This is a genomic window from Streptomyces sp. NPDC015345, assembly GCF_043078805.1.
In the GTDB taxonomy this organism is placed as follows: Bacteria; Actinomycetota; Actinomycetes; order Streptomycetales; family Streptomycetaceae; genus Streptomyces.
The window spans coordinates 695,106-717,600 of sequence record NZ_JBIBTX010000003.1; the positions used below are offsets into that span (position 1 = coordinate 695,106).

Annotated in this window: 20 protein-coding genes; 9 read left to right on the plus strand and 11 right to left on the minus strand. The window is 72.3% G+C overall.

The features are described from left to right. Nucleotides 1-269 precede the first annotated feature (269 nt). The 5 genes from ACF062_RS15520 to ACF062_RS15540 all read right to left on the minus strand — a co-directional run bounded on the left by ACF062_RS15520 (nucleotide 270) and on the right by ACF062_RS15540 (nucleotide 4,830). Nucleotides 270-1,361, minus strand: coding sequence for a hypothetical protein (locus ACF062_RS15520; protein ID WP_392138406.1), 1,092 nt, complete (start codon nucleotides 1,359-1,361; stop codon nucleotides 270-272). After that, entirely contained in the window at nucleotides 1,361-2,026 is a 666-nt protein-coding gene (locus ACF062_RS15525) for an RNA polymerase sigma factor (RefSeq protein WP_392138407.1), read from the minus strand. Before ACF062_RS15525 ends, ACF062_RS15520 begins: the two co-directional genes overlap by 1 nt. A 278-nt stretch (nucleotides 2,027-2,304) precedes the next feature. After that, nucleotides 2,305-3,084 (minus strand): hypothetical protein, encoded by a 780-nt coding sequence (locus ACF062_RS15530; protein ID WP_392138409.1) that lies wholly within the window; start codon nucleotides 3,082-3,084, stop codon nucleotides 2,305-2,307. Beyond that, entirely contained in the window at nucleotides 3,081-3,707 is a 627-nt protein-coding gene (locus ACF062_RS15535) for an RNA polymerase sigma factor (protein WP_392138411.1), read from the minus strand. The genes ACF062_RS15530 and ACF062_RS15535 overlap by 4 nt, the downstream gene beginning before the upstream one ends. Nucleotides 3,708-3,924: 217 nt before the next feature. Next, nucleotides 3,925-4,830, minus strand: coding sequence for a hypothetical protein (locus ACF062_RS15540; protein WP_392138413.1), 906 nt, complete (start codon nucleotides 4,828-4,830; stop codon nucleotides 3,925-3,927). Nucleotides 4,831-5,036: 206 nt separating this feature from the next. Between ACF062_RS15540 and ACF062_RS15545 the strand changes: the two genes are divergently transcribed. After that, nucleotides 5,037-7,922: an FG-GAP-like repeat-containing protein gene (locus tag ACF062_RS15545; RefSeq protein WP_392138414.1), complete on the plus strand. Its 2,886-nt coding sequence runs from the start codon at nucleotides 5,037-5,039 to the stop codon at nucleotides 7,920-7,922. 90 nt (nucleotides 7,923-8,012) lie between these two features. Here the strand turns inward: ACF062_RS15545 and ACF062_RS15550 are convergent, their stop codons facing one another. Together ACF062_RS15550 and ACF062_RS15555 are read right to left on the minus strand one after the other, a co-directional pair. After that, nucleotides 8,013-9,608 (minus strand): amino acid ABC transporter substrate-binding protein, encoded by a 1,596-nt coding sequence (locus ACF062_RS15550; RefSeq protein ID WP_392138416.1) that lies wholly within the window; start codon nucleotides 9,606-9,608, stop codon nucleotides 8,013-8,015. Nucleotides 9,609-9,648: 40 nt separating this feature from the next. Beyond that, complete coding sequence (locus ACF062_RS15555; RefSeq protein ID WP_392138417.1) at nucleotides 9,649-11,877, minus strand: hypothetical protein; 2,229 nt, start codon at nucleotides 11,875-11,877, stop codon at nucleotides 9,649-9,651. 188 nt (nucleotides 11,878-12,065) lie between these two features. Here ACF062_RS15555 and ACF062_RS15560 point away from each other — a divergent pair, with 188 nt between their 5' ends. Further along, nucleotides 12,066-12,254, plus strand: coding sequence for a hypothetical protein (locus tag ACF062_RS15560; protein WP_392138419.1), 189 nt, complete (start codon nucleotides 12,066-12,068; stop codon nucleotides 12,252-12,254). A 53-nt stretch (nucleotides 12,255-12,307) separates the two neighbouring features. On the opposite strand, the gene ACF062_RS15565 is transcribed toward ACF062_RS15560, so the two are convergent. From ACF062_RS15565 to ACF062_RS15580, 4 genes are all read right to left on the minus strand, one after another. Further along, on the minus strand, nucleotides 12,308-12,883 hold the full coding sequence (locus ACF062_RS15565) for a hypothetical protein (protein ID WP_392138421.1): 576 nt from the start codon (nucleotides 12,881-12,883) through the stop codon (nucleotides 12,308-12,310). Between the two features lie 72 nt (nucleotides 12,884-12,955). Next, nucleotides 12,956-13,462 carry a hypothetical protein gene (locus tag ACF062_RS15570; protein ID WP_392138423.1) on the minus strand — a complete coding sequence of 169 codons (507 nt, stop codon included), beginning with the start codon at nucleotides 13,460-13,462 and terminating at the stop codon, nucleotides 12,956-12,958. A gap of 120 nt (nucleotides 13,463-13,582) precedes the next feature. Then, complete coding sequence (locus ACF062_RS15575) at nucleotides 13,583-14,383, minus strand: DUF4328 domain-containing protein (RefSeq protein ID WP_392138424.1); 801 nt, start codon at nucleotides 14,381-14,383, stop codon at nucleotides 13,583-13,585. Between the two features lie 114 nt (nucleotides 14,384-14,497). Continuing rightward, nucleotides 14,498-16,102, minus strand: a complete 1,605-nt coding sequence (locus tag ACF062_RS15580) for a glycoside hydrolase family 20 protein (protein ID WP_392138426.1) — start codon at nucleotides 16,100-16,102, stop codon at nucleotides 14,498-14,500. A 440-nt stretch (nucleotides 16,103-16,542) separates the two neighbouring features. Here ACF062_RS15580 and ACF062_RS15585 point away from each other — a divergent pair, with 440 nt between their 5' ends. The 7 genes from ACF062_RS15585 to ACF062_RS15615 all read left to right on the plus strand — a co-directional run bounded on the left by ACF062_RS15585 (nucleotide 16,543) and on the right by ACF062_RS15615 (nucleotide 22,492). Next, on the plus strand, nucleotides 16,543-17,094 hold the full coding sequence (locus tag ACF062_RS15585) for a 2-oxo-4-hydroxy-4-carboxy-5-ureidoimidazoline decarboxylase (protein ID WP_392138890.1): 552 nt from the start codon (nucleotides 16,543-16,545) through the stop codon (nucleotides 17,092-17,094). A gap of 147 nt (nucleotides 17,095-17,241) precedes the next feature. Then, nucleotides 17,242-17,622, plus strand: a complete 381-nt coding sequence (sdhC, locus tag ACF062_RS15590) for a succinate dehydrogenase, cytochrome b556 subunit (RefSeq protein ID WP_076684883.1) — start codon at nucleotides 17,242-17,244, stop codon at nucleotides 17,620-17,622. Between the two features lie 8 nt (nucleotides 17,623-17,630). Continuing rightward, on the plus strand, nucleotides 17,631-18,134 hold the full coding sequence (locus tag ACF062_RS15595) for a succinate dehydrogenase hydrophobic membrane anchor subunit (protein ID WP_230902399.1): 504 nt from the start codon (nucleotides 17,631-17,633) through the stop codon (nucleotides 18,132-18,134). Nucleotides 18,135-18,150: 16 nt separating this feature from the next. Next, nucleotides 18,151-19,905, plus strand: coding sequence for a succinate dehydrogenase flavoprotein subunit (gene sdhA / locus ACF062_RS15600; protein ID WP_392138429.1), 1,755 nt, complete (start codon nucleotides 18,151-18,153; stop codon nucleotides 19,903-19,905). Next, nucleotides 19,905-20,675, plus strand: a complete 771-nt coding sequence (locus tag ACF062_RS15605; RefSeq protein ID WP_223776332.1) for a succinate dehydrogenase iron-sulfur subunit — start codon at nucleotides 19,905-19,907, stop codon at nucleotides 20,673-20,675. The genes sdhA and ACF062_RS15605 overlap by 1 nt, the downstream gene beginning before the upstream one ends. Before the next feature lie 111 nt (nucleotides 20,676-20,786). Further along, the gene (locus tag ACF062_RS15610; protein WP_392138431.1) at nucleotides 20,787-21,428 is read left to right on the plus strand and encodes a hypothetical protein; all 642 of its coding nucleotides are present in this window, start codon (nucleotides 20,787-20,789) and stop codon (nucleotides 21,426-21,428) included. After that, nucleotides 21,419-22,492, plus strand: coding sequence for a hypothetical protein (locus ACF062_RS15615; protein WP_392138433.1), 1,074 nt, complete (start codon nucleotides 21,419-21,421; stop codon nucleotides 22,490-22,492). Before ACF062_RS15610 ends, ACF062_RS15615 begins: the two co-directional genes overlap by 10 nt. The last annotated feature ends 3 nt before the right edge of the window (nucleotides 22,493-22,495 follow it).

The window sequence follows — 22,495 nt, forward strand, 5'->3', positions numbered from 1 at the left end:
CCACGAATCTGCGAGCGATCCACGAGTGAGAGCGGGCCCTGCCCCATTCCCCGGTACGTCCACGGGGAGGCCGGTGGTCGGAGGAAAAGCGGCGTGGGCGGGATCGGGGGAACGTATCCCGCCCACGCCGGTGGCACGGAGCCGAAGGTACGGGGGGAACCCCGGCTCGTGCGCGGGCCGATGACCAGTCGGCTCACTTCTTACTGCGTCACGTCTTCAAAAAACGTCACACCCTGCGGCGAAATCTTTTCGGCACGGTGCGACGGGGGTTACGGCAGATGCGGCAGCGCGCTGTACGAACCGGTGGGCATCGGCTCGGGCAGGGCCGGCGGCGGGGCGGGGGCGCCGCCCGTGTCGCCGCCCGAGCCGCCGCCCTCCCCGCCGTCGTCACCGTCGCCGCCGTCGTCCCCGCCGCCGTTGCCGCCGCTGCCGCCCTTGCCGCCACCCTGGCCGCCGTCATTGCCCTGGCCGCCGCCGTTGCCGCCGAGGACCCGGCCGCAGAACTCCTCCACGCGCCCGGCCCCCTTGGCGACCTCTTCGAGGCGGCGGCGCGACTCGCCCCGGAGTTCACCGCTGCGGTAGTCGCGGCAGGCGGCGACCACCTTGCGGCGCCAGTCCTTGGCGCCGTGGCGGGGTGGTGTGCCCTCGTCGGCGGGCCGCCGCGTCGCGTCGTCGGGGTGGTCGCCGTCGGCCTCCGCCTCGGGGGGCGTACGGGTCTCGGGCTCACGCGTGGGCTCGGCGCCGGGCTCCGTGCTCCCGTCGGGCGGCGAGCCCTCGGGGTCCCCGGAGGTATCGGGGCTCTCACCCGCGTCGCCCGTGTCGTCCGCCTCGTGCGAGGGGGACGCCCGCGGCACCTCCGGAGTGTCGACGGGCGACGCGGACGCGGCCGGGGCCGGCTCGTCGTGCCGACTGAACGGCGAGGGCAGCACGCCCGCCCCCGCGGCCATGGCGACGCCGCCGGCCATGCAGCCCGCGAGCGCCGCGGCGAGCCCGAAGCGCACCGGGCGGCCCCAGCGGCTCGGTTGCGGCCGGCCGCCGGTCCTGCTCCTGCGTACGGTCTCGGCGGCGGCGGCCTCATGGGCGGGCGTCGCGTACGCGCCCGAGCGGGGGGCCGCTTGCGCGGAGGCCGCCCTGGCGGCCCGGAAAGCGGCCAGCGCGGCGGCCTCGCCGGGGAGTTCACCGGGGGCGCCGTCCGGTCCCGCGCGCGTCGCCGAACCGTCCGCGGCGGCCAGCGCGCCGAGCGCCTGGGCGAGCCGGTCGGCCTGTGCGCGTGCGTGAGGGTCGACGCCTTCGAGGGGCTCTCCGCGCAGCAAACGCTCCGCCGCGTCGCGGTCCAGCCACTTGTCCTGCTCGTCGGCCATCACATGTCCTTCTGCGTCCGCGTACGCGTTTGCGTCACACCGGCGGACGTCACCGCGCGGCCGCGCGGTTCTCTCTGAGGGGGTACGGCGCCGAGCGCCTCCGCGGGGTCGGCGGCGTCCGCGCCGAGCAGCTCGGCGAGCCGCTTCAGGCCGCGGTGCGCCGCCGTACGGACGGCTCCCGGGCGCTTGCCGAGGGTCTGGGCGGCGCTCTTGGCGTCGAGGCCCACCACGACTCTGAGCACCACGGCCTCGGCCTGGTCCTGGGGAAGCCTGGCTATCAGCGCGAGGGCCTCACCGGTGGCGAGGGACTCCATCGCCTCGACCGCGGTGTCGGCCTCGGCCGGTTTCCCGGTCAGCTCCGACTCGTCGCCGCCTATCGCGGGGCGGCGTCCCCGCATGCGTATGTGGTCGAGGGCGCGATTGCGCGCGATGCGCGCCGCCCAGCCCCGAAACCGGTCCGCGTCACCGCTGAACCGGTCCAGATCGCGCGCTATCTGAAGCCAGGCCTCGGAGGCGACGTCTTCCGCGTCCGGGTCGGCGACCAGCGTGCGTACGTATCCCAACAGGCGCGGATGCACAGCGCGGTACACAGTCCGGAACGCGGTCTCGTCCCCGTCCTGCGCCGCAAGCACCGCGGCGGTCAGCTCCGCGTCGTCCCCCAGCACTCTCTCAATCCTGCCACTCGGAGATCTGCGCCCGGCCCCGGCGCGAACCAGCACGCTACGGCCTCGTCCGGGCCTACGTCCATGTTTGTACAACGTGCAACTAGCGGGTGACGGAACGCGGTGTGACAGAAAACGCACGCACGGCGCTGAAGGTAGTACGGGCCGCACGCCGGTTCGTACCGTGCGTCGGCCGGGGCCTCTCCTGTGGGGGGTGGCGGCCCCGGCCGCGCACGTTCTCCCGAACACTCCCGCAGGCCGCGTCAGCGCCGCCGGTGCCGTCAGTGCGGCCCGCCGTGCGCCCCCTGCTGAGGCCGGCCCTTCAGCCTCCCGCCTCTCCCCGCCGCTTCGGCGCCCTTGCCTCTGGGCTGGGCCTTGTTCTTGTGGCCGCCCTGGTTCTCGGAGTGCTTCGGGTGCTGTGGGTGCTGGGGCTTGTCCGGGGGCTTCTGGTGCTTCTTCGGCGGCTTCGGCTTGTCCTGGCCCGGCGGCTTCGGCCTGTCCTGGCCTTCGCGTCCCTGGTTTCCCGGCGGCTTCGGCCTGTCCTGGCCTTCGCGTCCCTGGTTTCCCGGCGGCTTCGGCTTCTGCGACTTCTTCGGCTTCTCGGGCGGCTTCGGCGGCTTCCGCGTGCCCTGCTCGCCGCTCGGGCCCGCCTCCGGCGGCGAGGACATGGTGTGGCCCGAAGCCGTGCCAGGGCCGCCGGGGGTGCGCGGGGACGACGGAGCCGGGCGGGGGCGCTCCCGGGGGGCGGGGTCGTCGATCACCGTGCCCGCCGCCGCCAGCGCCACTCCGCCGAGCAGGCCGCCGGCCAGCACCACGCCCCCCGCCGCCCGCAGCGAGAACCGGGCGGGACGGCGCTCCCGGGGGCGCCAGTCGTCGCGGCGCCGGGTCCGCGCCCGGTGCGCGCCCGCGTCACGCGCCGCGACGAACGCCGCGACCGCCTCGCGCTGCGCGTCCGCGTCCACCGCTCCCGCCGCGTCGGCCCGCACGGCTTCGGCGAGGCGTTCGAGCGGGGAGGGGCGGCCCGGCGCGTTCTCGGGGCCCATGGGCTTGTCTGCGTTCATCTCGACTCCCCCAGCGTGCCGGGACCGTCATCCGTCACACCGTCGAGGCCCAGCCGCTCGCCCAGCTTCTTCAACCCCCGGTACGCGGCCGTCCGCACCGCGCCCGGCCGCTTGCCGAGGACCCGCGCCGCCGCGGGACCGTCCAGACCGACGACCACCCGCAGCAGCACCGCCTCCGCCTGATCGCGCGGCAGGGTCGCGACCAGCGCGAGCACCTGCTCGGTGGTGACCGCCTCCAGGGCGGCCGCCGACGTGCTGTGCGGGCCCGGCAGTTCGAGCAGGTCCTTTTCCAGTGCGGCGGGGCGCGGCCGTGCCCTCTGGCGGCGCAGATGGTCGAAGGCCCGGTTCCGGGCGATGGTCGCGGTCCAGCCGCGGAAGCCCGCCCCGTCCCCCCGGAACCGCCCGAGGTCCCTGGCTATCTCCAGCCACGCCTCGGCGGCGACGTCCTCGGCGCTCTCGCCGTCCGTGCCGACGAGGCCCCGCACGTAGCCGACAAGCCCTGGCTGGACGATCCGGTACGCGACCGCGAAGGCCGCCTCGTCGCCTTCCTGGGCGGCCGCGACGGCCCTGCCCAGCTCCTCGTCGTGCGCCCTCGCGCGACGCGGCTCCCCACCCTGGCCCAACGCTCTCCCATCCGGCCGAACGCGACACGCTTCGACGTGCCGATGCCCCCCACCGACCCCAGCGTCGCCGGGCGCGGAAATGTCACAGTGCGAGAGCGTACGGCCACCTGGCCCAGGGCGCCCGGCGATCCCCGCTACCGGGCGGCTCACCGTCTCGGCCCACGATCCCTCAGTCCTCCGAACCCCCAGGCCTTCGAACCCCCAGGCCTCCGAGCCCTCAGACCTCGAACAGTGACCCGCCCGAACCCCCGGCCCCCACCTGTGAGATGTCGACCGTCATCCCCGCGGCGGGGGCCACCGCGGCGACCGGCTCGTCGTAGCCGGACATCCGCATCGACATGGTCTGGTCGCCCGAGAACATGCCGCCGCTCTTCTTCGCCTCGACGCCGAGGATGTAGGGCTCCCCGGACGCCGCCACGTACACCGTGGTCTCCTCGCCGTCCTTCTTCTCGGAGAGCGGGGTGACGTCGGTGCCGTAGCGGTGGGTGGCGGGCAGGGCGGTGATGACCTCGTCCGGTTCCGGGGTGCCGATCTTCTCGGTGATCTTGTCGAGGTCGCAGCTGTCCGCAGGCATGGCGCGCCCACGGGTCGCGGGGCCCGTCGGGATCTTCAGGTACTTGCCGCGCGCCAGTGCCGTCCGCTCACGGACGCGCTCCGCGAGCTCGGGGCCGCGCCGGGCCGCCATCTCGCGCATCTCGTCCAGCGCGCCGTCGGTGAACCGTACGTACGTCGCACCGCCCGCGATCATGATCAGGTCGCCGCGCCGCGTCGGTCCCGAGTCGAAGGTGCCCGTGCAGTTGCTCTCGCGGTCCATGTGCAGCGAGAGCTTCTGGCGGCCCTTCTTGGTGTTCATGTCGACGCCGATGCGCACCGTGTCGGCCGACCTGAGCAGTTCCATGCCCTTCAGGGCGAGCTTCCTGCCGCGTGCCTCGTCGGCGGAGGCGGGCCGCTCATCGCCGTCGGCCGTGGTCTCGGCCCGGTCCACCTTCTCGAACGTGCCGTTGGAGTACGTCACTTCGCTGTCCGAGCCGCAGGAGGTGAGCGTGCCGACCGCCGTGCCCATCGCGAGACAGAGCGCGGCCGCCCGTGTCCACCGACCGCGCTTCGCCGGCCGGCCGTTCACGCGATGTGCCACCTGGTCATCCACCCGAGTCCCCACCCGTTCCGCCACATCACAACTGTCACATGGCCCAGCGCACGCGGGTGCCGCACCGTCACACCTCGGTGATGCGGGATACGTCACGCAACAAAAGATCCGTCCGCGTACAACCCTTTGGGCCATCAGAATGTCGTACGAACTCGCTTGATTCACCTGAAATTCGCTAAGGGGTGGGGCACTTGAGCCCGCGCAAACCGCGTGAAAAGGCGCGTACCACACATGCGTACCGGCCGCTGAGTCCAAAGCGCCGGGCATGGCTGACGATCGGCGCCGTCGTGCTGGGCGGCGCGGGGGCGGTGACATACGCGGTGGCCGGGCCGAACTCCGGGAACCAGCCCGGCACGGACCCGCGCGCCAAGCGGCCGGCAGGCGTGCACGATCTCGCGCTCAAGGCCGACGGGGCCGCGGGGCGGGGGCTGCCGCGCACGTCGACCGAGCGGTTCTCGCTGCTGGGCGTCTCGTGGAGCGACGCCACGCGGGAGCTGGGGGGCACCGCGCAGGTCCGCACGCGCGCCCTCGGCTCCGGGAAGTGGAGCGGCTGGCGCACCCTGAAGCCGGCGCCACGGCTGCCGGAGAAGGCAGGGGCGGGCGTGCGTGCCGCCTCCGAGCCGCTCTGGGTGGGGCCCTCGGACGGTGTGGAGGTCCGTGTCACCGCGGCCGACGGGTCGCCGGACCGCGAGCTGCCGAAGGGCCTTGAGGTCAGCCTCGTGGACCCGGGCGTGACGGCCGCGGAGGCGAAGAACCCCGCGCTCGACGGCGGGGCGAACAGGGGCGCGGGCACCGCCACATCCCCGGACGACACCGTGCCGCCCACGCCCCCCGAGGAGACGGTGCCGCCCGAGGAGACCGTGCCCCCCACGGTCCCCGGTGAGCCGACAGACGCGCCGTCCTCGCCGTCCTCACCGACCGCTCCCCCGTCGGCCTCCGGCGAGCCCAGGCCCCCGAGCGGCTCCCCGGCCCCCACCGGCCCCGCGACCGGTGCCCCCACGGACCCCGCCACGGGCACCCCCACAGGTCCCGCGACGGGCGTCCCCACCGGCCCCCCGTCCGGCTCCCCCTCGTCGACCCCGAAGCCCACCCCCACCAAGCCGACGCCGCCGCCGTCGACGGTCAACCGGCCTCCGGTCATCACCCGCGCCGCCTGGGGCGCCGACGAGTCGCTCGTGAAGGACCCGGCGGAGTACGGCGAGAAGGTCGAGGCCGTCTTCGTCCACCACACGGCCGGCACGAACGACTACAGCTGCGCCGAGTCCCCCGCGCTGATCCGCGCCCTGATGACGTACCAGGTGCGGACCGAGGGCATGAACGACCTCGGCTTCAACTTCCTCGTGGACAAGTGCGGCCGCGTCTTCGAGGGCCGCGCGGGCGGCGCCGACGTACCCGTGCGCGGCGAGCACACCGACGGCTTCGACGGCGAGTCGACGGGCATCGCCGTCCTCGGTGACTTCGAGGGCGACGCGGCGGCCGGCGAGCCCGCGGGCAAGCCGTCCCGCGCCGCCCTGGAGTCGGTGGCGCGCGTGGCGGCCTGGAAGCTCGGCCAGTACGACGGCGACCCGTCCGGCGAGGTCACGCTGACCGCGTCCGCCGACACGGGCGTATGGAAGAAGGGCGAGCAGGCCTCCCTGCACACCATCTCCGGTCACCGCGACGCCTCCGCGACCCCTTGCCCCGGCAAGAACCTGTACGCCGAGCTCGACGAGGTCCGCCGCTACGCGGACAGCGCGGGCAGGAACTCCGCGGCCGCGACCGCCGACTTCAACCGGGACGGCATCACCGACCTGGTCGCCGGCACCCCGAAGGCGTCGAGCAGCCGCGGCCGGGTGACGGTCGTTCCCGGCGGCCTCGACGGCCCGGTGGGCGGCTCGAAGATCTCCCTGACGCAGACGAGCACCGGCGTCCCCGGCGTCTCCGAGGCCGGCGACGAGTGGGGATCGGCCACCGCGTGGGGCGACCTGAACGGCGACGGCCACGCGGACCTCGTCATCGGCGCCCCCGGCGAGGACGACTCCTCGGGCCACACCGACCGCGGCGCGGTCACCATGCTGTACGGCCCGTCCTTCACGTCCGGCACGGACATGCAGCTCTCGGACGACTTCAACTACGCCAAGGCCCGCTTCGGCTCGGCGGTCGCCGTCGGCGACTTCAACGCCGACGGCAAGGGAGACGTCTTCGCGGCGGCGACCGGCACGGGCGGCTCGTGGGCCGCGCGCCTGGACGCCGACCGTGAGTCGGGCGGCAGCCTCACCCCGGGCGACACGGCCGTCGCGTACGCCGACGCCGCGTCCGGCGACTTCAACCGCGACGGCTACGCGGACGTGGCCCTCACCTACCGCGACCAGGCGGGCAAGGGCAAGGTCGCGTGGTTCAGGGGTGGCCGCTCGGGCCTGAGCCGGGTGGGCGTCCTGTCCGTGCCCGGCGGCCGTTCGGTCGCCGTGGGCGACGTCAACGGCAACGGCTACGACGACCTGGTCATCGGCCAGCCGTACACCTCCGAGTCCGGCGCGCACGCGGGCGGCCAGGTGACCGTGGTCCCCGGCACGTCGACCGGGTTCACCACGACGGGCATGAAGACGGTCCACCAGGCGACGAGCGGCGTGGTCGGCGCCGCCGAGTCGGGTGACGCCATGGGCTGGTCGGTCTCGGCGGGCGACTACGACCTCGACGGCTACGCGGACGTCCTCACGGGCGCCCCGGGCGAGGACATCACCCGCGCCGACGTCGCCCGCGAGGACGCCGGCACCTCCCTGCTCCTGAAGGGCTCCGCGTCCGGCCTCACCGGCACCGGCGCGCTGGCCTTCTCGCAGGACGAGCCCGACGTCCCCGGCTCCACGGAGACCGGCGACCGCCTCGGCTCCTCGGTCACGCTGGCCGACCTGTCCGGCTCCGGCCGGGCGGACCTGGCCATCGGCGCCGAGGGCGAGGACGCGGGCGACGGCACGGTCCTCCAGTTGGACAGCGGCGCTTCCGGCGTACCCGGCGCGAGCGGCGTCTACTACACGCGTACGGTGCTCGGCACCCCGGCGGGGGCCCGCCTGGGCCAGGCGCTGACGCCGTAGCGACGCGGACACCGGCACAGTGACGACGCCACGCGCCGCTCCTCCTGGCAGGGGGGCGGCGCGTGGTCGTCCGGTGGATGTCACCGGATGTCAGCGGGTGTCGCTCGGCACCCGGCAGTCCTCGGGCTGATGCCTGCCCTCGGGCCAGCCGATGCCGACGAACCGCACCTTCTCGGTGCGCGGCTCCAGTTCGACCACGGCCACCGGCTTGTCGTAGGCGTTGCCCGCGTTGGTCAGGCAGATCCAGCCGCTGGTCCCGCGGACCCGGTTGACCGCTTCGAGGCGCCGCCACATGTCGGAGACCCGTCCGAGGGGCGGCACCGTCCCCTCCGTCTGGGCGTTGGCGAGCAGCACGGCCTTGGCGACGGTGCGCACGCCGTCGTACACCAGCATGGTGCGGGAGTCGTCCAGGCTGGTCGGCCCGATCTCCCCGGCGCTCCCCTTCCCGATCAGCGCCCGCAGCTTGTTCAGCTCCTCCTGCGGTTCGGTGAAGTACGCCGGGCGGTCCTTGGGGTCCTTCTTCCCGCTCAGCAGCCTGTCCCAGGCCGCGGGGTGCCCGGGGGCCGCGTACTGCACCGCGATGACGGGTTCCTTCCCGCCGCCCCGCAGCCGAGCCCAGTCGTCGGGCTTCATATAGCGCTCCAGGGTGGCCGCGCCCGAACCGCTGATGATGGTGTACTTCTTCCCCCGGCACTGCACGTCGGCCAGCTTCAGGGCGAAGAGCCGCAGGTGTACGGGGCGGCCCGCGAAGTAGACGTAGCGCGCCGTGGACTGGCAGATGTTCTGGGCGATGAGGGTGAAGTCGTTGCCCGTGTCGCCCGGACCGGTGATCGAGGGGGACTGGAACGTCTGGTCCTTGGGTCCCGGCGGGCCCTTCTCGTCGCGGCCGAACGCCTTGGCGAGCGAGTCGTTGTAGATGTCGTGCGGCCTCTCGTCCCGGACCAGGACGGTCTGCTCGTCCCTGAGTTCGCCGTGGAAGTTGGCCAGCGCGTCCGCCTGCTGGCGGTTGGTCGGGATGATGCGGGCGAGGCCGGGATAGGGGACGTCGCCGGTGCTCTTCTCCGGGTTGGCGAGCTCGTCCGCGCTGACGCGGCCGGCGAGGACGGGGATGCCCAGTTCGTCGGTCAGGCGCGCGATGGCCTTCTCCGTGGCGTCCAGGCTGAGGTTGAAGCCCGTGACGGCCCGGAGGTTGACGTGCTCGTCGCGCGACATGTCCGCCAACTGGTCGACCACCCGCCGCTGCTGGGCGTACGCGTCACCCGGGTTGGCGAGTACGAGACGCAGCAGCGGGGTGTTCTCCTCGCGGTTGGCCCGGTACTGGGCGAGGTAGGCGCCCTGGATCTCGCTGCGGAGCTGCTTGCGCTCGGCGGCGAGGTCCGGCTTGAGCGGCAGCATGAGGGCCACGGTGACGTGCGGCTTGTCGCCGACGAACTCCTCGTTCTCCTTCGCGATGGCCCGGGCCACCTTCTCGATCTCCGGCGTGCCGAAGGCGTAGCCGGTGCCGTTGACGCCGACGCACTCACCGTCGTGCTTCTCGACGCCGGTGGCGCAGCTCTCCGGTTCGCCGACCGGGGGCAGGAACACATAGAGCAGCACGCCCGTGGCCGCGAGGCCGAGCAGCGTGAGGATCCTGCGCGTCCAGTTGGCCCCGAACGTGTTGTACAGCCAGTTCCCGAACTGTCTCAACGCTGCCCTCCCTCTGCCGGTGAAGCCACGTATCGCCTGGTCAGCCGAACCCGATGTGCTCCGTACAGCCGCACCGCCGCAACGGCTGCTTGTCCTGCGCCCGGTCGCCCCACTCCCGGGCCATGCGGACGAGCAGCGCGGCCCCCTCCGCCGCCCTGGCCACGTCCGCCCCTTCGGGGCCCTGGTCGCGCACCGCCTCGTCGGCGATCCGCGCCAGCTCCTCGCTGAGCCCCCGCAGCGGACCGCGCAGCGCGCCCGGCACGGTCTCGTCCAGCGGCTGCGTCCGGTCCTCGGTGAGCCACACCGCGTGCAGCAGCCGGTCGATCAGCCGCCGCCGGGTGTCGCCGTGGACGTGGACCTCACCGAGGGCGCGGGCGTACCGGTCGTCGTCCGCCCCGATCAGCGCGGCGTCCGCGATGGCGAGGAGCTCCTCGCACCACTCGGCGGTGGGGCGGGTGAGGAAGGTCCCGGCCAGATACCGCGTGACGAGGTCCGCGCCGTCGGAGGCGAGGAGGTGGTGCATCCGGTGCGCGCCCGCGGTCTTGAACAGCGCGTCGTGGTGGTCGTTCCCCAGGTCGCGGTAGTGGCCCTGGAGCAGCGCGTGGTCCGTGTGCCAGGCGGCGCCGCCGGGCCGCAGGAGGTGGAGCCGCCGCGTCAGGAGACGGCGCAGGCCGAGGTCGCCGATGAAGTGCCGGGGGCAGCGCGGCCAGCCGCTGTCCTCCAGGAGGTCGGCGATGAGGTATGCGGACAGGTGATCGCCCCGCCCCTCCTGCACCGCGCGCATCAGGGTCTGGGCGCACTCCACGTCGTGCGCCACCGACAGGTGGGTGAGCAGGTCGAGCCAGTGGCCGCGGTGCTCGGGCGGCAGTTCCTCGGGGCGCTGGCAGGTGACGAGTTCGTCGATGAGTACGTCGGCCACGGGCCGGTCGGCCACCCGGCGCCCCTCGCCGTCGTCCCCGGCGGGGACCCGGGCGTCGAGGAGCGTCCAGTCTGTGCAGTCGGTGCGGTCGGCGCGGTCGTCGGTTGCCGGGAACGTCAGGGCGGCGGCCGCCTCCCCGAGCCGGGTCACGAACAGCGGCCTGCCGCCGCTCAGCCGGTGCACACCGCTGTGGATGCGCAGCCGGACGGCGGTGTCCGGCTGTTCCTGGTCCCCCCGCAGCCGGCTCAGCTCGGCCTTCTGCTGGTCGCGGGTGAGCACGGGCATGCGGACGAGCAGGACGCCGCGCCACAGCGGCGCGTGATCCGGCACTCCGCCCGGCGGACGGCTCCAGTCGGGCAGCGCTCCGGTGAACGGCTCCCATCTGGCCATCTCCGCCGGAGCGCCGCCCGCGCGGTGGAGGAAGCGGCCGCCGTCCGCACGCCGGGCGGTCGCGAGGACGACAAGGCGGTCGTGGTGGCCGCGCTCGCGGTCCTCCAGGACCGGTTTCAGCAGCCGTCTGCCCAGGGAGTTGTCCGCGTGGTCGAGGAGCAGGGCGGGCCGTCCCACCCGCGACAGACGCCCGCGTACGGAGTGGTAGGCGGCGTCGACGTCCTGCCGCAGGGCCCGGAAGAGGAAGCCTTCGGCGATCCGTCGCGCCTCCCCGCCCTGCTGGAAGTCACCGCCCAGCGACCGCAGCCCGGCCTGGGGGTTGCCGCCGGCGCCGGGGTAGTCGCCGTAGCACTCCGCGAGGGCGGCCTTGCCCTCCGACGAGAGACGGGCGAACAGTCCGTCGAGGAGTGCGTTGATGAAGGGCCCCGCCAGCGGCGTGGTGACAAGGCCGCCCAGGAACCCGAGGTAGTTGTTGGCCGCCCCCATCAGCACGCCGTGCCAGAACGACCTGGGCGGCAGCAGGCCCTCCAGCCGCGCCACCTCGTCCACCAGGGGCGCCGCGTGGGCGAGCCGGTCACTGGCCGCCACGGCCGCGAGACCGGCGTACAGCCGCGGCACGGCGATCTTGCCGCCGTCCCCCGCCCACTCCCCGTACTGCGAGGCGATCTGGCGCAGCGCCTCGGTCACGTCCGACCGGCTCGCGGGCCGCTGTTCGGCCTGCTCGCGGCAGTCGCTCAGACCACAGTCGAGGTAGGCGGTGGGGACGCGCGGCCCGAAGCGGTCCCTGACGCACCGCAGGAGGCGCCCTTTGCCCATGCCCGGTCCGCCGACGAGCAGCACCACAGGCAGGTCAGGACCGTAGAGCAGCCCTCTCTTGCGCCCTGCCGCGGTCCTGCCGAGCAGCCGGGAGATCAAGCCGCCGTCGTCCAGCAGCTCGTCGAATCCGAGTTCATCAGGCACGGGACTCTCCGTGGCATTGACGGCCGGGTCGCCGATGATGGCTCGTCAGGTTAACCAAGGGGTTCGGGCTTTGGTAAGAGACCGCCGGAGAGGTTGTCCTCGCGCTGGTGAATACGCGCCGAAGTGTTGTATAAACGGCCGGATTTCGGGATCGCCTGTTGTGTTGCGCCGCTCATGGGGTGGGAAAGTTGAACAACGAAAGCACGGCAGCAGATATCACGGTGGATATCGGGGAAGTCGTCGTTCCCGAGGACCCCGACGATCCGACCCTGGTCGGCGAGATCTCGGACCGGCGCGTGCTGGCCGTCGCCGCGGTGCTGTTCGCCGTCTGCGCCGGATTCATCGTGTACGGCTTCCTCGGCGCCGGCCTGAGGTGAGCCGCACCTTGGGCCGCGTGCGGGGCGCCCGCCCCCGCGCGGCCTGAGCACCGTCAGCCGTCAGCCGTACCCCGCGCCCGCCGCGACACCACCGCCCGCAGCACCCGCCGCCCCTCCAGGGAGACGTCCAGCGCCTGTCGCAGGCCGCCCGCCGGTCCCGCGCCCTTGTTGGCCAGGAGCTCCAGGATCTGGATCTGGCGCCGCAGTTCGGCCTCGACCAGCGGTGTCATGCCGTCCGTGCGGCCCTCGCGGCGCGCCGACACGGGGCGGGCCCCGCCCCAGGGCGCGGTGTCCAGCAGGCGGTGGACCTGGAGGGCCGCGACGGAGCAGCCGTCCGCCCACTCCCGTACCGCCGGGCCCGAGTGCGCCGAGGGGACGGCGTCGAGCATGCGCCGGGCCAGCGCGGCGGCCTCGTCCGACGGTCCGCCCGCGTCCGCCGGGGGCGTGAGCGCGGACCGGGCCCCGGCCAGTGCCTCACCCCAGTCACCGCCCTCCGCGAGCCGCGCCCACAGGGGCCGCAACAGGTCGTCGTCGCCGCCGAGCACCGGCACGCAGCGGTCGAGGCAGGCAAGCCCACTGGCCGCGAGGCCCCGGTCGTCGGCCTGCGCGATCAGCTCCACCAGGCTCATGCTGTACGTCTCCCGTCACGGACCCTGCGCTTCACCCTTACTGCGTGCGCTGCGCCGGGAACGTCACTGCCGTCACTGCGGCACGACACCGAGCCGGTCGAGGAAACGGAAGAAGAGCTCCTCCGCCGAGGGTTCGGCGTCGGCGTTCAGCACGTCGAGGAGCGCCCGGGCCCGCACCGTGCGGCCCGCCTCGGCGGCCCAGGCGACCGCGCGTGCGGCGGCGTCGGGCGGCTCCAGGAAGTAGTCCTCCACGGTCAGCCCGCCGTCGCCGAGATAGCCGGCCATCGCGCGCCGCGCCAGGCAGGTCGTCCATGCCCCGCTCTCGGGCGCCGCCGCCTCGACGACCACGCAGTCGCTGTCCATCACGTACCCGAAGAGCGCGGGCGCGCCCGTCTGAAGCGCCAGCGCGTTCATGTTCCCGACGTCGCGCGCGCCGTCGCCGCCCGGCACCTCCCAGACCTGCCAGCCGTCGGCCCGCCGTTCGAGCAGGGCCAGGTCGTCCCGGACGCCCGCGACCGCCGGGAACCGGGCGAGCGGCTGCTCGCTCCTGCCCACGACGTAGTACCCCCAGTAGCCCATGACGCGTCCCCCGTCGCACTCCGTACCGTTCTGCCTGTTCTGCCCGCTCTCGGCCGAATACACCACAGGGGCGGACGAGTTCGCCACCGGACAGGGGGAAGTCGCGGAGCGGAGCGGAAGTCACGGGGCGGGGAAGGGCACCGCCTGCCGCGCGGGGTCCGGGCCGGTGCGGGCCTTGGTGTCCTGCATGCGCGTGAGCCGCAGCACGAAGACGATGGCGAACACGGCGGCCGCGATGTCCAGGGCATCCGTGAACATCATGTCGGCGACGGCCGCCTTGATCTCGTCGGCCTCCTCGGCCTTCATGTACGACTGGGTCGCCCACCGCCCGGCGAAGAGGTTCGCCACCCACAGCGTCCACCAGACGTTGACGAGCCGGTGCGAGCCGCGCTCCGCCGGGTCCGGCGGCATCGTGCCGTGGGGCGGCACGGCACGGGCGGCGCTCGCGTCCCAGATGTCGACGGCGATCCGCCGCGGGAACCAGAGGTTCACGACCGGCACGAACCAGCCCCACACCGTCCAGCCACGCTTCTTGCGGTGGATGTACGGCTCGAACACCTCGGCGTTCACCCGCACCCGGTGGAACCAGACGAGGAAGACGACGCAGGTGGCGAGCAGCGCGGCCGTCTGCGCGATCCCGGTGTTCGCGTACAGCGCGTCGGCGTTCTCCGCCTCCCGCTCGATGTCCGCCCCGTACTCCCCGCCGACCAGCTTTCCCAGCACGTCCTGCATGACGGTGCCCGCCCACAGCGAGTAGACGTCGGTGGCGATGACGACGCCGAGCAGCACCGCGGCGGCCCGGCCGAGCCCGACGGGCGAGCGCAGCCATGCGGGGCGCCCGCCGACCATGGCGTGACCGGGCGGCGGGGCGGCCTCGGCGGCCGCCTGGGCGCAGACGCCGCAGTACCCCTCCGACGTCATCGCCGTATTGAACTGACATGCCTTGCACAGCATCGCTGAGCGACCCCCCACGGGTTCACAAATGTATCCAGGAAGCCGCCCGTCCGTGTCCCTCCCCAGGGCGCCGGGCGGCGGCTAACGGACCGTATCAGCGAGTTTCACGAATTCGCTCCAGGAAATCGTGGGCGTGCGCGGGTCCCAGAGCTTCTGGACGGTGGCCCGCAGCGGCATACGGATACCCCGCGCGACCTGCTCCTGGGTCTGGGAACGGGCCAGGTCGCACCAGACCGCGAAGGAGCCGCCGAGGATCTGGTCGTCGTACTCCGCGCTCACCGGCCGCGTGCCGCGGATCACCCGGGGGGTCCAGCTCTCGTAGATCCGTTGCCCGGTCGGATAGCGGAATTCGTTGGGCTCCCCGAGGACGTAATAGAGATACTCGTCGTTGTAATTGACGAGGTCGCGCCCGGCCTTCAGATACTCCACGGGCTCGCGGGCGCCGATCTCCTTGCCCGTCCAGTACGCGACCTCCAGGTCGTCGGCGGCCTCGGCCCGCCCGCCCCGGAAGAAGCCGTCGTTCCACGCCTTGAGCTTCTTCTCGTACGGGCGCACGGTGTCGGCCCGGTCGTTGAGCCACCCCGTCGCCAGGTCCTGCACCCGGCCGTTCGGCCCGTACCGCTCGCGGGCCGCGGCGGCCAGTTGCGGGAAGGACGCCTCGGGGTTCTCGACCGTCAGGGCGCTGTACTCGTCGGCGCCGAGGTGCCAGTAGCGGCCGGGGAAGAGCTCGGCGTACTCCTTCAGGAGGTCGTCGACGATCCGCGCGGCCTTCGGCTCGGAGATGTCGACCGCGCCGCGCGCGACGGCGCCCCGGGCGTCCCGGAGCTGGAGCGAGGGGTGCGCCCGGATGACGGCGCCGAGGTGGCCCGGCGAGTCGATCTCCGGCACGACGGTGATGTGCCGGCTCGCGGCGAGCTTCAGGATGCCGCGCACCTGGGCCTTGGTGAGGTGGTCGGCGGAGACGATCTCGGGGTGCGAGTCCGACTCGATGCGGAAGGCCTGGTCGTCGGAGAAGTGCAGGCCGAGCTGGTTGAACTTCAGGTCGCCAAGATCGCGGATCCGGTCCTCGATCCACGCCACGTCGAAGTGCTTGCGGGCCATGTCCAGCATGAAACCCCGCTGCGGCTTGGCGGGCCGGTCCCGCACGACACCCTCGGGGGCCGTCCGGCCTGCCGCCACCTCCTGCTTGAGGGTGCGGGTCCCGTAGAACACACCGGCCTCGTCGGGCGCGGTGATCCGTACCGTCCGTGCCCTCACGGACAGGGTGTACGACTCCGGGCCGGCGTCCGCCCCGGACGTGAGCGCCAGCTCAACGTCACCCGCGCGGGCGCGTCCCTCCCCGGCGTACCGGAGTTTCAGCTCGCCGGCGATCAGGCGGCCCTCGTCGGCCAGGTCCTCGTCCCGGACATACACGCGGCCCTTCCCCTCGGCGGGGCGCCAGCCAGGGCCGCGGGCGGCGGTGTGCTCCCGCACGGCGGGGATGGTCGCCGGGGCCTTCGACAGGGGGTAGCTCTTGCTGGGGCTCGGCGCGCGCGAGGCGGCGGACTCCTTGTCCGACGGGGGCCGGGGCGGATCCGCCGCACCGCTCCCGCCACTCCCGTCACCGCCGGGCCACAGCGCGACGGTCAGCGCGACCGCTCCCGCGACGACGGCGCCGCCCGCGGCGGCGACGGGCCCGCGCCTCACCGCCGCCCCCGGGCCCCGGGCGCGCCCCGCGTCCTGGCGGGATCACCGCCCGGCCCCCCGACAGGTCGTTCCCGCGCCACACCACAAGCACCAGAAGTCAGAGCCATGACGCCACGCTACGACGCACCCCCGGCGGGCACCCGTCCACACGACGCGGCGAAACTCTCCCTTCCGGATGAAATTCGCTCATCCATCGGACGCCTCCTCCCCCGCCTCGCTACCGTTACGTCCCACACTGGCACCACCTGTACCACCGGCGCCGCCTCCCACCGACGCCACCAGCACCGCCAGCACCGCCAGCGCCAACAGCACCGTCCTCCCCCTGTCGCCGCCCGTCCCAGCCGCCCCCTGCCCAGGAGCACCCGCTGTCCCCGCACCGTTCCTCCCGACTCCCCGGCGCCGGCGCCCACGCCGCCGCCCCCGTCGTCACGCCGGAACGGCTGAACTCCGCCACGCCGGGCGCGGCCGAGGCCGCCCTCCTCACCTGCTGCGGAAGCCTGCGCTGGGCCCGCCGCGTCGCCGCCCACCGGCCCTATCCGGACCTCGACGCGCTGCTCGCCGCCTCCGACGAGGCGGCGTACGACCTCTCGCCCGCCGACCTCACGGAGGCACTGGCCCGCGAACCCCTCGACCCGCCGGGCCCCCGGTGGGGAGCGCCCCGGGCCACGTACACCGCCGCGCACACCGCGCTGCGCGCCGCCCAGGCCGCGTACGAGAGCCGCTTCGGTCACACGTTCGTGATCTGCCTCGACGACGTCGCCCCCGACGAGGCCCTGGACCATCTGCTCTCCGGCCTTCGGTCACGCCTCGGCAACGATCCGGAGGAGGAACTCGCCATCGCCGCGGACGAACTGCGGCGCCTGGCCCGCGGCCGTCTCACCCGCCTCACCCTGCGCCGCACCGGCGCAAACACCGCCGATATCGCCGCTGATGACGCCACGGAGCCCACTCGTCCGCCCTCGCGCCCCGATAGCCCGTACGTGCCTGTTTGACTGCCTGTTTGATCACACCGGCGGCCCCGGCGCAGGGCTACCGACAACTCGTCGATACGATGACGGGCGGCCGGTGGACCGTACCCGGCCGGGCTCGTCCGACACCGAAGCCGGCCGGCCCCAACCCCCGCTCCCGGAGGAACTTCCGTGCCGGCTGGAACGCTGTACCGCGGCCGGGAAGGAATGTGGTCCTGGGTGGCTCATCGAGTCACCGGCGTCCTCATCTTCTTCTTCCTGTTCGTGCATGTGCTCGACACCGCTCTCGTCCGCGTCTCCCCGGAGGCGTACGACGACGTCGTCAGCACCTACAAGACGCCCCTCGTCGCACTCCTCGAGTACGGCCTGGTCGCCGCCATCCTCTTCCACGCGCTCAACGGCCTGCGCGTCATCGCCGTCGACTTCTGGTCGAAGGGTCCCCGCTACCAGAAGCAGATGCTCTGGACCGTCGTCGGCATCTGGGTCGTCCTGATGGTCGGGGCGCTCTACCCCGTCCTCGGCCACGCCGTCCGCGAAGTCTTCGGGAGCTGACGCCAGACATGTCTGCTGACACCACGCTCGATAAGTCCGGAACGTCCGGGACCTCCGGAGTCGGTCCCGTCGAGGGCGCCTCGCTCTACGACGTCGACCACCCGGCCCCGCTCATCGAGGCGCCCCGCAAGCGCACCTCCAAGACCCCGCGCTCGACCCGCGGCAACTTCGAGATGGCCGCATGGCTCTTCATGCGCCTGTCCGGAGTCGTCCTCGTCGTCCTCGTCCTCGGCCACCTGCTGATCCAGCTGGTGCTCGACGGCGGCGTCTCGAAGATCGGCTTCGCGTTCGTCGCCGGCCGCTGGGCCTCGCCGTTCTGGCAGGTCTGGGACCTGCTGATGCTGTGGCTCGCGATGCTGCACGGCGCCAACGGCCTGCGCACGGTCATCAACGACTACGCCGAGCGCCCGAACACGCGTCTGTGGCTCAAGGGCCTGCTGTACACCGCCACGGTGTTCACCATCCTTCTGGGCACGCTGGTGATCTTCACCTTCGACCCGAACATCCGCTAAAGCCGAGGCGACCCCAGTGAAGATTCACAAGTACGACACCGTCATCGTCGGCGCGGGCGGCGCCGGCATGCGCGCCGCCATCGAGGCGACGAAGCGCAGCCGCACCGCCGTGCTCACCAAGCTGTACCCCACCCGCTCCCACACGGGCGCCGCGCAGGGCGGCATGGCCGCCGCGCTCGCCAACGTGGAGGAGGACAACTGGGAGTGGCACACCTTCGACACGATCAAGGGCGGCGACTACCTGGTCGACCAGGACGCCGCCGAGATCCTGGCGAAGGAGGCCATCGACGCGGTCCTCGACCTGGAGAAGATGGGCCTGCCGTTCAACCGCACGCCGGACGGCACCATCGACCAGCGGCGCTTCGGCGGTCACACCCGTAACCACGGCGAGGCCGCCGTGCGCCGGTCCTGCTACGCCGCGGACCGCACCGGCCACATGATCCTCCAGACGCTGTACCAGAACTGCGTCAAGGAGGGTGTGGAGTTCTTCAACGAGTTCTACGTCCTCGACCAGATCATCGTCGAGGTGGACGGGGTCAAGAAGAGCGCGGGCGTCGTCGCGTACGAGCTGGCGACCGGCGAGATCCACGTCTTCCAGGCGAAGTCCGTGATCTACGCGTCCGGCGGCACCGGCAAGTTCTTCAAGGTGACCTCGAACGCGCACACGCTCACCGGTGACGGCCAGGCGGCCTGCTACCGGCGCGGGCTGCCGCTGGAGGACATGGAGTTCTTCCAGTTCCACCCGACCGGCATCTGGCGCATGGGCATCCTCCTCACGGAGGGCGCCCGCGGTGAGGGCGGCATCCTCCGCAACAAGGACGGCGAGCGCTTCATGGAGAAGTACGCGCCGGTCATGAAGGACCTCGCGTCCCGTGACGTCGTCTCGCGCTCCATCTACACGGAGATCCGTGAGGGCCGCGGCTGCGGTCCCGAGGGCGACCACGTCTACCTCGACCTCACGCACCTCCCGCCGGAGCAGCTGGACGCCAAGCTCCCGGACATCACGGAGTTCGCGCGCACGTACCTCGGCATCGAGCCCTACACGGACCCGATCCCGATCCAGCCGACCGCGCACTACGCCATGGGCGGCATCCCGACGAACGTCGAGGGTGAGGTCCTCGCGGACAACACCACGGTCGTCCCGGGCCTGTACGCCGCGGGCGAGGTCGCCTGTGTGTCGGTGCACGGCGCCAACCGCCTCGGCACCAACTCGCTCCTGGACATCAACGTCTTCGGCAAGCGCGCGGGCATCGCCGCCGCCGAGTACGCGGCCAAGGCCGACTTCGTCGAGCTGCCGGAGAACCCGGAGGAGCTGGTCGTCTCCCAGGTCGAGCGGCTGCGCGACGCCACGGGCAACGAGCGGGTCGCCGAGCTCCGCAAGGAGCTCCAGGAGACCATGGACGCCAACGTCATGGTGTTCCGCACGGAGCAGACGATCAAGACGGCGGTCGAGAAGATCGCGGAGCTGCGCGAGCGCTACCTCAACGTCTCGATCCAGGACAAGGGCAAGCGGTTCAACACCGACCTGCTCGAGGCGATCGAGCTGGGCAACCTGCTCGACCTCGCCGAGGTCATGGCGCAGTCCGCGCTGGCCCGCAAGGAGTCCCGCGGCGGTCACTACCGCGAGGACTTCCCGAATCGCGACGACGTCAACTTCATGCGCCACACCATGGCGTACCGCGAGGTCGGCGACGACGGCACGGAGACGATCCGTCTCGACTACAAGCCGGTCGTCCAGACCCGCTACCAGCCGATGGAGCGTAAGTACTGATGGCTACCCCGACCCTCGAGAAGGAAGACGCCAAGCCCGAGGCGGGCTTCGCCGACTCCCCGTACATCACGATCACCCTGCGCGTGCGCCGCTTCAACCCCGAGGTCTCGGCGGACGCCACCTGGGAAGACTTCCAGCTGGAGATCGACCCGAAGGAGCGTGTCCTCGACGCCCTCCACAAGGTCAAGTGGGACATGGACGGCACGCTGACGTTCCGTCGCTCCTGCGCGCACGGCATCTGCGGCTCGGACGCCATGCGGATCAACGGCAAGAACCGCCTCGCCTGCAAGACCCTGATCAAGGACATCAACCCGGGCAAGCCGATCACGGTCGAGCCCATCAAGGGTCTGACGGTCCTGAAGGACCTGGTCGTCGACATGGACCCGTTCTTCCAGGCGTACCGCGACGTGATGCCCTTCCTCGTCACGAAGGGCAACGAGCCGACGCGCGAGCGTCTTCAGTCCGCCGAGGACCGCGAGCGCTTCGACGACACGACGAAGTGCATCCTCTGCGCCGCCTGCACGTCCTCGTGCCCGGTGTTCTGGAACGACGGCCAGTACTTCGGCCCGGCCGCGATCGTCAACGCGCACCGCTTCATCTTCGACTCGCGTGACGAGGCGGGCGAGCAGCGCCTGGAGATCCTGAACGACAAGGACGGCGTGTGGCGTTGCCGCACGACGTTCAACTGCACGGACGCGTGCCCGCGTGGCATCGAGGTCACGAAGGCGATCCAGGAGGTCAAGCGTGCGCTGATCACGCGCCGCTACTGATCGGCTTTCGCCTGTACGTTCCCGTGGGCCCCGTTCCTTGCCTGGAACGGGGCCCACGCGTACCCCCCCACTGCCCTATCCCCTCCCCCCCCCACGTATCAGGAGTGCACAGTGAATCGCCCGATCCGGCTCATGACGACCGCGCTGACCGTGTCCGCGGCCCTGCTGTTGGCCGCGTGTGGTTCGGGAGGCGGCGACGCCTCCGACAAGATCGAGGGCGCCGACAGCAACGGCGGCGGCGAGGCCTCCGCTTCGGCGAGCGCGAAGCCGAAGGGAGTGGAGCGGCCCGAGATCAAGCTGCCCTCGCAGTTCACGGCGACCTTCGTGAACTGGACGAACAGCGATCCGAAGCTCCAGCGGATCCTCGACGACGGGCGTGAGGAGCTGCGGGCGAAGTACGCCGCGATCATCGACGGCGACCCCGATTCGGACGCGGTGGCGTTCTACGACACGGGAGCCTCCCTCACCACGGCCCGTGAGTGGATCAAGAACTTCGTCGAGACCGACGACAGCCTGATCGGCGAGATCAAGGCCTACAACGCCAAGGCCCATGTCACCGGCAACGGCGCGGGCGTGCTGTTCTACTGCGTCGACGAGCGCAAGTCGTCCACGAAGAACCGCAAGAGCGGAAAGGTCACGCGGACCCCCGACTCCCCCGACTCCGTCCTTCAGTACCGGGCCCGGCTGACCAAGTCACCCCGCGGCGTATGGCAGACGGCTTCGCTGGAGACGGTGCCGGGCGGGTGCAAGTGACGCGCGCGACGGCGAAGGCAGGGGCGTACCTCCTGGCCGCGGCCCTCACCGTGGGCCTCACCCCGGCGGCGTACGCCATCGGCGACAAAGAGAACCAGGCTCCCTCGGGCCCCTCCGGCGGGGCCAACGGCAACACCCTCATGGCCGGGGCCGGGCAGACCAGCATCGAGGTCACTCAGGTCAGCGGTGGCAAGGGGTCCTCGAACAAGCCCGTCGTGCCGGTGGACCCCAACTGGCGGCCCCCGGCGTGCTGGTACGAGCCGGTGGCGACGTCCGAGCAGGTCAAGGACGCGGTGGAGCGGCTCAAGAAGGAGCCCAACAAGGACCTCGTGCCGGTCACGCCCACGCTGAGCTGGGGCAGGGACCTGATGGTCGACCACTATGAGAAGGGCAAGACCCAGTCCGACGGCGCCAAGGGCTACAAGGACTTCAACCTCGGCAAGGACGGCAAGTTCTGGCGCGGTGTCGTCAATCCGGACATGGAGGACGACCCGGAGGCGTACGACTGCGAGGAGAACCTCTTCTGGCAGGACGCCGGTACCGTCCCGAAGATCAAGAACGCCCCGTCGCCCGAGGTCCTCGCCTCGTACGCGTATGACCAGATCAAGGTCCCCGACACCGAGGTCGAGCTGAAGCCCGAGGGCAAGTCGACCGTGAACCTGCCCACTTGGGTGTGGCTGGACAAGGGCAAGTTCGAGCCCGTCAAGGTCCGCGCCGAGCTGCCCGGCACGGGGATCTGGGCGGAGACCACCGCCAAGCCGGTCGGCCTCCACCTGGAGCCCGGCACCTCGGACGCGGAGACCTTCCCCGCCGACGGTGACTGCCCGGCCGACGAGGACGGCGGCATCGGGACCCCGTACACGAAGGGTTCGGCCAAGGAGGACCCGCCGTGCGGCATCAAGTACCTGCGGGCCACCGGAGGGCAGTCGTACGAGATGAAGGCCTCGATCACCTGGGAGATCAACTGGGAGGGCACGGGCGGTGCCGGTGGTCGGCTGCCCAACGGCACCTTCGAGGGCACCCAGGACGTCACCGTCCAGGAGATCCAGTCGATCAACCGCTGAGCG